The sequence below is a fragment of the Cohnella sp. GbtcB17 genome (genome assembly GCF_019091135.1).
Lineage (GTDB): Bacteria > Bacillota > Bacilli > Paenibacillales > Paenibacillaceae > Cohnella.
Window position 1 is genome coordinate 1 of record NZ_JAGXJW010000107.1, and the last position, 9,811, is coordinate 9,811.

The window sequence follows — 9,811 nt, forward strand, 5'->3', positions numbered from 1 at the left end:
GTTGGGGATAGGTGTACTTTCGGCTACCTTCCACCGTTAGTTCCGTTCTTTCATCCTCACCAGTCGGCTTCGCCATGCCCTGTACAGGCCTTCTTGTATGCGCTGCGCCAGAAGTATCAATCGGAATATCATACCTGCTTCGGGCAGGCCTTGCCGGGAAAAAGCGGTGAAACAGAGTTTGTGTTCACAAAATAGACACATTTATGGCTTTCAAATAAGAACGTGCGTTTGGAGGGTCGCTGACGGTTGTCTCACGCGCATGGTACACCATATATGTAAACCAAAACGGAAGGATGATGGATGTGCAATACGATCCGAACAAGATGCCTAAGCCAGACTGGGCGGAACAAAAGCGTCTGGAGGATGAGGGGTATCCGACGGAAGCGATGATTGACGAAGAACTGGAACGGCAAGCAACGGGGTGCCCGCCGACTGACGAAGAAGTCCAAGCTGATCTAGACGCTCAAAATGGTGCGGATAGGGAACATGACGAATATCCTCCGTATAACCCAGACGACTTCTTTGCTGGGACGATCCGTGATGAAGACGAGTATGGTGACTGAACGGCTACAAACCCTGGGGCGGTTCGCCGCCCTTTGAAAGACGAGCCGGGGGGCTTGACGAAAGACTCCCGCACAATGTAGGTTTCAGTATCTTAAGCTTAAGGAGATGATATCCGATGACCCAGAAGAAAATGTCACTCGCTGTACTTGCAAGAAAACTTGCTAACCCAAAGCAACTTCGCCGCATTACGGCCCCCAGCCTAGATAGCTACCGGAAGACGCTGAAGTATCCCAAGTCCTGCAGAGGTTGGCGGTCAAGGGAGATTCACATGGCAACAAGGCTTGTACAGGCTGGGCTGAGCCGAGAAATGACTTACAGGACGTTTATGTACTTTGCAATCGGTCTGAACACCCGACGTCAACAAAACCGGGTTGCATACTTTAACGAAATCTACAGTGAAGCCGTAGCCGACGCCAATTTTACTAAGAACCTGCGAGCGGTCATTGTCAAAAGCATCCGTTACCAAATCTGATATGCATGACCCCGTAGACCTGACAGGCTGCGGGGACCCCGAAGGGAGGAAACACCATTGGGCAATCGTTATCGCCTTATTCAGACAATGATCAAAGCCATTCGCCTGCTACCAAAAACGGGGTTTGCCGACACACGTATAGAGCTTTCTGAAAACCGGCTCATCATAGCAACAAAAGCCTATCTTTTACACTTTGGGCGTATTGATGGAGAAGTAATGTTGTTAAACTTTATATTTGAGAATCTTTCCTTTCCAGGTCCTCGGCCTTCGCATTTTCAAAGACATTGTTGGTTGGAAGTCGATTGCGTGTGTAATGAAGTTGCTTTCTTTACTAAAGAAGGGACTGTAACATTTCGCCGCAAGCCAGAGCGTATGGCTAAATGGTGTGCAGACATTAGAAGCCTGTATGTTGCAGCAATGCATCTACTTTAATAAGAACCATGGCCAGGACAGGTTAGAAAACGTCCAATAGGCATTGCTGCTTATGTACAGCATGTTAATGACAGGCCTCATAATGGTCGATATGCGAGATGCGAATGCCAACATTAAAGGCTGTATCAGTTCCGTTGGTTCAACGAACAAAGCCTAAAAAACAATAATAGGATGGTGAAAATTCATGGTTGAATCGACCTATACAACCGACAGCCAGCGGGCATTGCAGTGGCTTATGGAGCTGATTGATAACGATGATTTTATTTATTCTCCAGACGATGAGTCGAACATTATCTGGCTTCATGCCAATAATAAGGTGCAAGCTTCAATCAAACTGAATGAAGAAGGCTACCGAATGCAGATTTATAATAAAGATTGGTATACGTTTGCAGATCCTTACATTTTTATATGTAAAGAAACCAATGAAATGATATACGTTGAAGCAATTTTTTATGATGTTGAAGAGTACGGGATTCAAGAAGAATTTCCAGAAGATTTTGAAATGGAACACTGGAGGGAGAGAATTGAATCTCCGGAAGTAAAAAGATTATCACAGAAAATACAGCACATTTATTTATCCGGAAGATTGATGGGATAAAAATGAAGGCCAGAACTACGGGCTGTGTCAGGTCCCGTTGCTCTAGCCTCTGGCCTTTTATTTAAAATGTGGGAGTGGTTGCTAATCATTTAAAGAAGTGTGCCATTAACCCCGGCAAAAGCCGGTGGTCATCGATGCAGGCTCGAACCAAGCTGTCACAGTAAGCATCTTTCATAACTGTGAATGCTACAGGCATAGGAACCTTGTAGTTTTACACGAAGCCACGATAGATGATATACGGATGTGTTCGATGTACCACCTCTTTCGTTTCCATCAACTCAACGTGGAAGCCATCGTGACCCTCGTTCATAAATCCATTTTAACATGTAACAAAATTCACAATCAATGAAATGTTCCTTCTTAGATGATGTCCATCTGTCCAAGCAGGATGAGGTCATTCAGGAACTTGGCAAGCAGATCTCGCCTGTGGTGGATACCGAGCCTTCGTTCCTTCTTTAGGTAGGTCATCCAAGCATACAACTCGTATGTCTCAGCATGGGCGACGAGAATTTGGATCATGGAATCTGTGATGTCGATCTGAATCCCGTAGTCCCCGACCGTGCTGGTCAAGTGCTTCACTTTTGGTCTCAATGAGATGGTCGATGAGGCTTTGCAGAACGACCTTGACTTGGTGATCGGTTTTGTTCTTCCTCCTGCCCAACATCAGTATTCGTGGGGTAATAATAACGAAGTCTTTGAGCGATCAGCTTCAGTGATGATGTAGAACTTTACACCACTTCGGACTGTGTAAGCAGACAAGATTCTTTCGCCATGAAGCACGCCGTTACTGTTGGACAAACGGTCGTCATTACTGACTTCGCCCCAAATGCCGCATGCATGTGCATTAAGGCAGATAAGTTGCTCTGTATCCGTTACTTTATTGAGAACTCCTGTTGTCACAACAATTTCTCCAAGCTCAAAAAGTTTACCGATTTAATTCACCTCATCTCACTTCACATCAAAACATGATTACCTAAGATCGTGTCAAGAAAGGATTTACTATAAGGGGAATTCCCTTACGCACGAACAACTTGTCATGTTTTAATGTGGGAAAACGCACTTGAGCGAAGGAATGTGATGCTTGTTGAAAATCGCAATCCGAACAGTGGCAGCAACCGCTTGGCTCGGCTATGTGACGCTATACATCGGCTATATTGAAGTTATCTTCGAAGTGCCCGGTACGAACAGCGTACTCCGTGCCTGTCTTCTAAAATAACACCGCCAAATTTGACGGGCTGAATTGGCTCGTATTATGATCAGAATTTTTTATCTGAAACGGAGGTCACGTGATGAGCAATCAGGAACTGTACGATGCGACTGTTAGAGAGGAAGATAGGCTATCTAGGTCTTTGGATACGTGGGAGGAAGCAGGGGCAGCGCTCTGTCACTGGGTATTCAAGTTTGGAGAAGCCTTGGACACTACGATTATTTCCGAACTCCTGACTGACATTGCTGAACGTCAAAAAGAGACCTATACGCAGATCATGCTCATCAGGTTAAAGAAGGCCGAGTTGACACGTACGATGAACGATCATAACGATGAGTAACGGATCACGACTGAATAAAACTGTGTCCAAAGTCACAGTTTTATTGTCGACTGAGATACAGAAATTTCGACATGGAAGTTATATCATATATTTGTGGGTTGAGTGCCATAAACGTTCTTCTTGTGGCTCCGAGCTCGAACCGGACAGACGCATGATTTCGGGCATATTTTCAAGATATATATCCTTGGCAACTATGCGGATTAAGCGTTCCTTTTGAAACTCAGTAAGTATCCGAGCGACAGACTCGCGTCCAGCGCCGATCATGTTTGCGAGATACTGCTGTGAGACGCGGAACCTGACTAGTCTCCCTTGGTTTGTATCTGCTCCGAAGTTAGAGTTCAGATCCAAAAGGAGGTTGGCAACCCTTACGCGTACATCAAGAAACGATAAATACTCGATTTTTCGGTTGGCTTGACTAAGCCTCTCGCTGACAATGTAGAGGGCTTTGCGTAACAACTCCGGATATTTCTCGGAAAGCCTGTCGAGATCAGACTTGCGAATCATCCAAAGTATCGTCTCCTCAATGGTCGATACAGATGCTAGCCGTCTATTGTCATAGTGGAATGCCTCAAGTTCTCCTATGGCCTCGCCCGGAAACTGATGACCGAGTATAATTTCTCTGCCCTCGTCCTGTCTGTATATTTTAAGCGCGCCGGACTTGATGACATACATCTCATGTGCTTCATCACCTTGCAGAAAGATGACAGAGCCTTTGGGATAGCGCCGTTCAATAAATAGTCCCTCCACATACTTAAAGTCCGCAGAATCTATTACACCCTTGAAGAATGATGTGTCGAGGACAGACGAATACATACATTTGCTCCTTCTCGGCTGGCTACTATTGACGTTTTGTGCGCTCCCAGTCAAAAACAGACTTGGCCAGTGATAGTACTAAGGCCTTGTCATCCTTGGAACGTTCGTGGAGAAGTTCGAGCAGCTCGCTTGTTTCGTCACTTGTGGTCATCGGGTCAAGATAGCGGAATAACTGCTCCAAAGAAATATCTAACCCATGAGCAATCTTTTCAAGTGATTCGATAGTTAGGTTCTTCTCTCCACGTTCAACCTGTCCTATATAATTTGTATGTAACTCAGCAAGCCCGCCAAGTGTCTCCTGGCTTAAACCTTTTTGCTTACGTAGAAGTCGTATACGTTCGCCTAAGCGCCTTATTAATTCGGACATCACAAACCACCTCAAATCAAGCTTACAAGAGGTAGATTTAACAATTAACACACTAAAAGTAGGACTTGACGAATTTTCAACATTTATAAATAATAATAGTAACTATTTTTCAAATTTATAGTGTGTATTTCTGATTTTTAACTACCGAATATGTAGGAGGGCTTTCAGTGAACAGTTGGTCAAAAGCTAAGTATGCAGTTAGTGGTTTTGTTGTAGGAGCATTGTTTTTCGGATCAATAGGCTTTGCCGCCTCATCGTCTCAAAGTATTCAAGTCTCATTACAAAAGGTATTCTTTAAAATCAACGGAGTGGATAAAACCACAAGCGATGGAATGTATGATAATAATGGTACTAAGGTTCCGGCTTCATTTATGTACAAAGGTACCAATTACCTTCCAATGCGGATGGTCGCTGAAATGCTCGGAAAAGAAGTGAAATGGGATGGGAAGAATAGCACCGTTTTAGTCGGCAGTGAGAAAGGAGAAGGCGTCTACCTCGCTAATTTAAACCCACTAAAAATAGAGAATTTATCCCCGTCTAATTATTTTCAGGTGAATCAAGAAATGGCTATGAACGGTCAATCCTATACTTCAGGAATTCAACTCAGAGACAGATCAAACGTTCAAGTACATTATGCCCTAGACTCAAATTATAAAACTTTTACTGGTCTTATAGGTCTCGATGATAATGCTATAAACAAGGATACGTTTACTGTTACGATTTCTGGAGATGGTCGAGAAATTAAACGATATACTCTTGTTGAAGGTTCAAGTCCGCAAGAATTGATTGTTGATGTTACCGGAGTAATGAACTTAACCATCAAGTACGAAACGGATGGTTATAACACGGTGGACATTGCAAATGCTTATCTTATTAGATGACTTTTCAAAGACAAGGAGCCCAGTTAGGGCTCCTTTAGAGTAATGATATAGCCAAATCCAAGCCTAGGTACGTTCAATAAACTGACTTAACTTATACTTATTGCTTTGTATGTAACACGTTCCTCGCTTGTCGCTGGATTAATTTCAATAGTTTCATCCAATTCAATGGTTATATTTTTGGCGGGGACATTCCAACTCAGACCTGCATCTATTTGTTCAATTAGATTGTCCGATAGAGTGCCCTTGTATCTTTCACCATCATATGAAAGAAACTCAAAATTAAAACGTTTCTTTTCTTTGTCAGTTATTATTCCAACAAGTTCACCGTTTAGAGTAATTCTTTGAGTTAAGTCCTCGCCCTCCATTTCCAGCAGTTCGATTGCACCTCTAATATCTTCAAGCGATAAAACTGCCGTGACCTTTTCCATAGAAGGAGCAGCCCACTCTGCTTTAAAGGTTACATTCGCTTGTTCAAGGGCCTGTAGCAGAAATCTGTATCTTGTAATGGTCCGACTCTGTATACCTGATAAAACACTTATTAAGCGTTCTTTTGATGCTCCGGCACTTAATAAATTAAGAAGCGTCTTTAATGCCCCGTGGATAGGTGGTTCGATCGTCCCATTATATTTTGCTTCTAACTTAATTCCAACTGACGCTGCAAAATCCCCTGCATAATACATTGTAGCTTCGTCTTTTATGGATTTAGGTATTCGCCCTCTTGAACTGCCTTCTTTATAAACAAGGGTCTGAAGCAACCCTTGTGATCTTAGCAAGATCGCCCCTAAGTGTTCTGCATTTATGAGCTGTGAATGTTCACCGTCATTTAAATACATTAGAAGTACGTCCCTAAAAGATTGTTGCGCTTGTTGTTCTGCATCCAGATTTAATGCTGGCAGTCGATTGTCAGGGAAGTTCAGGTACGCATTTTCTTCTGGTAGATCATTTTCCTGTAAAGTGTCACAATTCCTTCGTATTGCACTTCCAATAGACCCATCAAAAGGCGTGGTAATTTCCCACAACCATGTTGTCTCAGATAAGAGTACAGACTGTCTAAGAGACATTTTACCGGTTCTAACCATTTCGACTCTCAATTGGCTAGAGGGGATTAGAAACCATTTTTCACATGTATCATCATCATCAATAAGATGCACAATAAAAAGGCTACCTAGTTTATCCTGACATAAAAAAATGAAGGGTCTATCGTAATAAAGGTAATGCTCGATTATCTTCATTTCCCCTAAGGGAGTATTGAAGAGTTCCATATACCTCCCCTCCCTCTTAGATAACCTTGAAGTGGTGAACAATGCTTATACCCTGAAATACCCAGTAAGTCATATGCGACTTGTGATCTTTTGTTGGGGTATTCTTTACAAGCCCAGAATGAGGATCAGTAGTACCCAGAGCAAGCTTTTTTTTAGGCAATCCTTTTCTTTTAAAGTATATAGAAGCAGCCATTAATTCATTCTGGTGGATTGCATCTTCTTTTTCTTTAAATACAGAAAGCCCACAAGCTTGGCATATATCAGTAAAAGTACGGTTAGGTTGAGTAATAAAGTTAGATAAAAAATCATGCGCTGTAGGCGGATCATTATCAACTAATCTGTATACTTCCATCGTTTTCCCCTTAGCACCAACAGGGCATTCAGCAGGAAAATGTGTGGGCCACATAATATTATTCCCCCATGTTACCAATACTAAAAGCCTAGCATTCGCATCTACTGTAATATATTACCGGACGCTTGTAACAAAGCAAGTCTTTTTTAGACTAATAGACAGAGGCCTTGCAATATCAGGCTCAATCTTTATCCCTTACGCGCATTAATCGAAGACTATCAAGGTAATAACCAAGGTATAACTCGAATTATTAAAGTATGAAAACAAACGGCAGCCATATGACCGCCAGACTTCGCCGATTTATGCTCGCCTTGTTTTAAGCATAGATACTTTTATATCGACTTTGAATATCATTAAGCTAACGAGCAGTTTACGTTGATGAATTACGTTCCCCTTACCTGGACAGAATAATTTCAACTTTGAAATTAGAGGGATTGGAGGGAGATAAAATTGAAGGTATTACTTTTTTTTGTAATCCTAAGTTCAATGTTTGGATCGCACTACAGAATGGGTAGTGCAATGGCTGAATCGCCAAATAAGGACTCAAGGGAACTGCAACTTCAAGATATGCTTGTATTGCTATTACTACCGCAAATGCATGAGAAGCTGGCCGGGGTCTATTCAAATGTACTTTCAGTATCACCTGATATATATCCTTACTTTGTGGGTGTCAATCAAATTGTGAGGACTAATGGTTTCCGCGGTTTTGATTTTTTAATCACACTTGATGCGAATCCAACAGTTGGTCCACATATCTCTGTTGGTGAAGATATATTTACATATCGAATTTCACCATTTGGAGTCGAACTTAAAAGCTTTAAGCATCTCAAAGGGCCAAATAAGAGTGACTTCCCTCCAAACTACCAAGATCTTTTGAAGCAATGAGGCAGCCAGAGTTCGGTTGCCTTTATTCAAAACCCTCGGTGATACTGGAATAAATTTATAACACTTGGAGAAAGTAACGCCGAGGTGATGAAAAATGAAAAAAATTTGGATGGGTTCAATGCTAATCTTGGTTTCTTTAGGACTTTCAACTCCAGTACAAGCTGAACCAAAACAAGGTGAGTCAGTTAAACGAGTATATGTGACTTCAGAAGAAATCTTTTTCGATATGTTGCGGCCTACAATAACAAAATATGTTACAGATCATTACGGGCATGAAATCGTATGGTTTGAGCCTCGTATTGTAGATGCAAGGAGCGAGGTCACGTCGAATAATTGGACGTATGAAGTTGCATTAATGATAAAAGTTGATGATCATTTAGATAAATATGAAGGTTATGGTCTTGACATATTGAAGTTAAAAATTGATTCGACCCGAAATAAAAACAAAAGGCCTTCAGAATCCAACATACGACTTTTAGAGTATCGTAATGTAGTGCTCCCTCAGCAGCTAAATCGCTGAGGTTAACGGAGAACGTTAGCTCCATCACACGGAAGCAGTCGGTCAGTATGATCGGCTGCTTTCTCAACTAACAGGCAGAATAGCATGGTTACTCAACTGGTCACATTAACCAATGAGGTGAATTTGCATATGATTGCATTGCAGAACATAGCTTTAGCAATTAGTTTACTTATAGGACAAACACCATTATCTGCTACGCCTGCTCAGCTACTAAAGCTAGATACGGACTTACCAACGGAGCCAGGATGGTGGGTTGTTCCACAAGGCGTAGAAAAAATGACAATTTATGCTGAAGCAAAAAATACAGAAACGGTTCTTTTTTGGCTGATCCCCACTGGGACACAAACTTGGAGAGAAAGGCAACTCATTGGTTACGACAAGGATGGAAGTGACGGATGGTCTTTAACGTGGGAGTTTGGCAACCAGAGACTTCATCATCACATTCATGCCCAGGCGTTGGGTAGCGATAGTAATTCTCAATCTAATGGGGTAATCAATATACGAACAGAAATGCAATAGTGGATTGCGCTAACGGTGAACGTTAGTTGAACTTTCCAAAGGGCAGCTACAGTTACCCGCAGCTCTGCGAACAAGCAACCAAAACAAATGGCGGCCGCAGAGCCGCCATTCAGTATATGTTATCCATTGGCACCCACGGCCCAAGTACAAGCTTAGAAGCTCGCCATTTCCCAAGGTTCAAGCGCCCGTGAATCCTTCTGGTGCTTTACCATAACACCGTCTTCCCATTCTTTTATTATCCGTGAAGTGTGATGGCTAGCTTGATCCCATTCGATAAAGCCTTTATCCACCAGTGCTTTCAGTGTCCGCACAAGATCCGCTTCTCGGCTCCCTGTCTTTCTCCAGAGTTCCCACATGCTCGGAAATCGCTTATGTTTGTATGTATAGGCAGCCAAGATACGCAGTACCTTACGTTCTTTATCTGGTAGCACGTCCGCATCTCCTTCCCTTCTGTAGTTTAACCAATCTTGTACCTTGATACGGACAATCTCAGCTTCATCATATTAAGAACAAACGTTATTGTGCATTGGTGCTGACCGCGTTCTCTCTTGCTGTTGTGACTTGTGGAGCACCGTTCGGAAAGCATCCGGCGGTGTTTT

The 9,811-nt window shown here is 42.6% G+C and carries 16 protein-coding genes; 10 read left to right on the forward strand and 6 right to left on the reverse strand.

What is annotated here, in order from left to right; translation table 11 throughout:
• From KVT38_RS32340 to KVT38_RS32360, 5 genes are all read left to right on the forward strand, one after another.
• The coding region (locus KVT38_RS32340; protein ID WP_217597873.1) for a hypothetical protein at positions 1 to 195 on the forward strand (195 nt) is incomplete at its 5' end.
• 98 nt (positions 196 to 293) lie between these two features.
• Positions 294 to 563 (forward strand): hypothetical protein, encoded by a 270-nt coding sequence (locus tag KVT38_RS32345; protein ID WP_217597874.1) that lies wholly within the window; start codon positions 294 to 296, stop codon positions 561 to 563.
• Between the two features lie 116 nt (positions 564 to 679).
• Positions 680 to 1,036: a hypothetical protein gene (locus tag KVT38_RS32350; RefSeq protein ID WP_217597875.1), complete on the forward strand. Its 357-nt coding sequence runs from the start codon at positions 680 to 682 to the stop codon at positions 1,034 to 1,036.
• Positions 1,037 to 1,093: 57 nt separating this feature from the next.
• A complete protein-coding gene (locus KVT38_RS32355) occupies positions 1,094 to 1,468 on the forward strand; it encodes a hypothetical protein (protein ID WP_217597876.1) in 375 nt (124 codons plus the stop codon).
• Between the two features lie 184 nt (positions 1,469 to 1,652).
• Positions 1,653 to 2,066 (forward strand): hypothetical protein, encoded by a 414-nt coding sequence (locus tag KVT38_RS32360; protein ID WP_217597877.1) that lies wholly within the window; start codon positions 1,653 to 1,655, stop codon positions 2,064 to 2,066.
• A 360-nt stretch (positions 2,067 to 2,426) separates the two neighbouring features.
• On the opposite strand, the gene KVT38_RS32365 is transcribed toward KVT38_RS32360, so the two are convergent.
• Positions 2,427 to 2,645 carry a hypothetical protein gene (locus KVT38_RS32365; RefSeq protein WP_217597878.1) on the reverse strand — a complete coding sequence of 73 codons (219 nt, stop codon included), beginning with the start codon at positions 2,643 to 2,645 and terminating at the stop codon, positions 2,427 to 2,429.
• A 710-nt stretch (positions 2,646 to 3,355) separates the two neighbouring features.
• On the opposite strand from KVT38_RS32365, the gene KVT38_RS32370 reads away from it, so the two are divergent.
• The gene (locus KVT38_RS32370; RefSeq protein WP_217597879.1) at positions 3,356 to 3,613 is read left to right on the forward strand and encodes a hypothetical protein; all 258 of its coding nucleotides are present in this window, start codon (positions 3,356 to 3,358) and stop codon (positions 3,611 to 3,613) included.
• A gap of 78 nt (positions 3,614 to 3,691) precedes the next feature.
• On the opposite strand, the gene KVT38_RS32375 is transcribed toward KVT38_RS32370, so the two are convergent.
• Both KVT38_RS32375 and KVT38_RS32380 read right to left on the reverse strand, forming a co-directional pair.
• Entirely contained in the window at positions 3,692 to 4,426 is a 735-nt protein-coding gene (locus KVT38_RS32375; RefSeq protein WP_217597880.1) for a Crp/Fnr family transcriptional regulator, read from the reverse strand.
• Positions 4,427 to 4,451: 25 nt separating this feature from the next.
• A complete protein-coding gene (locus KVT38_RS32380; RefSeq protein ID WP_217597881.1) occupies positions 4,452 to 4,793 on the reverse strand; it encodes a helix-turn-helix domain-containing protein in 342 nt (113 codons plus the stop codon).
• A 167-nt stretch (positions 4,794 to 4,960) separates the two neighbouring features.
• On the opposite strand from KVT38_RS32380, the gene KVT38_RS32385 reads away from it, so the two are divergent.
• Positions 4,961 to 5,674 carry an NPCBM/NEW2 domain-containing protein gene (locus KVT38_RS32385; protein ID WP_217597882.1) on the forward strand — a complete coding sequence of 238 codons (714 nt, stop codon included), beginning with the start codon at positions 4,961 to 4,963 and terminating at the stop codon, positions 5,672 to 5,674.
• Positions 5,675 to 5,760: 86 nt separating this feature from the next.
• On the opposite strand, the gene KVT38_RS32390 is transcribed toward KVT38_RS32385, so the two are convergent.
• Together KVT38_RS32390 and KVT38_RS32395 are read right to left on the reverse strand one after the other, a co-directional pair.
• Positions 5,761 to 6,936, reverse strand: coding sequence for a DUF6575 domain-containing protein (locus tag KVT38_RS32390; RefSeq protein WP_217597883.1), 1,176 nt, complete (start codon positions 6,934 to 6,936; stop codon positions 5,761 to 5,763).
• Between the two features lie 16 nt (positions 6,937 to 6,952).
• Positions 6,953 to 7,288: a hypothetical protein gene (locus KVT38_RS32395; protein WP_217597884.1), complete on the reverse strand. Its 336-nt coding sequence runs from the start codon at positions 7,286 to 7,288 to the stop codon at positions 6,953 to 6,955.
• 450 nt (positions 7,289 to 7,738) lie between these two features.
• On the opposite strand from KVT38_RS32395, the gene KVT38_RS32400 reads away from it, so the two are divergent.
• The 3 genes from KVT38_RS32400 (at position 7,739) to KVT38_RS32410 (ending at position 9,212) form a co-directional block, all read left to right on the forward strand.
• Complete coding sequence (locus KVT38_RS32400) at positions 7,739 to 8,173, forward strand: DUF3888 domain-containing protein (RefSeq protein WP_254639729.1); 435 nt, start codon at positions 7,739 to 7,741, stop codon at positions 8,171 to 8,173.
• A gap of 94 nt (positions 8,174 to 8,267) precedes the next feature.
• Positions 8,268 to 8,693: a DUF3888 domain-containing protein gene (locus KVT38_RS32405; protein WP_217597885.1), complete on the forward strand. Its 426-nt coding sequence runs from the start codon at positions 8,268 to 8,270 to the stop codon at positions 8,691 to 8,693.
• Positions 8,694 to 8,777: 84 nt separating this feature from the next.
• Positions 8,778 to 9,212, forward strand: coding sequence for a hypothetical protein (locus KVT38_RS32410; protein WP_254639730.1), 435 nt, complete (start codon positions 8,778 to 8,780; stop codon positions 9,210 to 9,212).
• A 152-nt stretch (positions 9,213 to 9,364) separates the two neighbouring features.
• Here KVT38_RS32410 and KVT38_RS32415 read toward each other — a convergent pair whose 3' ends face one another.
• Complete coding sequence (locus KVT38_RS32415; protein WP_217597886.1) at positions 9,365 to 9,643, reverse strand: LexA family transcriptional regulator; 279 nt, start codon at positions 9,641 to 9,643, stop codon at positions 9,365 to 9,367.
• Positions 9,644 to 9,811 lie beyond the last annotated feature (168 nt).

What these genes read in the sequence shown, in the direction of transcription:
- KVT38_RS32345 (WP_217597874.1), top strand. Translation starts at nt 294, where the DNA reads ATGATGGATGTGCAATACGATCCGAACAAGATGCCTAAGCCAGACTGG.
- KVT38_RS32350 (WP_217597875.1), top strand. Translation starts at nt 680, where the DNA reads ATGACCCAGAAGAAAATGTCACTCGCTGTACTTGCAAGAAAACTTGCT.
- KVT38_RS32360 (WP_217597877.1), top strand. Translation starts at nt 1,653, where the DNA reads ATGGTTGAATCGACCTATACAACCGACAGCCAGCGGGCATTGCAGTGG.
- KVT38_RS32370 (WP_217597879.1), top strand. Translation starts at nt 3,356, where the DNA reads ATGAGCAATCAGGAACTGTACGATGCGACTGTTAGAGAGGAAGATAGG.
- KVT38_RS32375 (WP_217597880.1), bottom strand. Translation starts at nt 4,426, where the DNA reads ATGTATTCGTCTGTCCTCGACACATCATTCTTCAAGGGTGTAATAGAT.
- KVT38_RS32380 (WP_217597881.1), bottom strand. Translation starts at nt 4,793, where the DNA reads ATGTCCGAATTAATAAGGCGCTTAGGCGAACGTATACGACTTCTACGT.
- KVT38_RS32390 (WP_217597883.1), bottom strand. Translation starts at nt 6,936, where the DNA reads ATGGAACTCTTCAATACTCCCTTAGGGGAAATGAAGATAATCGAGCAT.
- KVT38_RS32395 (WP_217597884.1), bottom strand. Translation starts at nt 7,288, where the DNA reads ATGGAAGTATACAGATTAGTTGATAATGATCCGCCTACAGCGCATGAT.
- KVT38_RS32405 (WP_217597885.1), top strand. Translation starts at nt 8,268, where the DNA reads ATGAAAAAAATTTGGATGGGTTCAATGCTAATCTTGGTTTCTTTAGGA.
- KVT38_RS32410 (WP_254639730.1), top strand. Translation starts at nt 8,778, where the DNA reads ATGGTTACTCAACTGGTCACATTAACCAATGAGGTGAATTTGCATATG.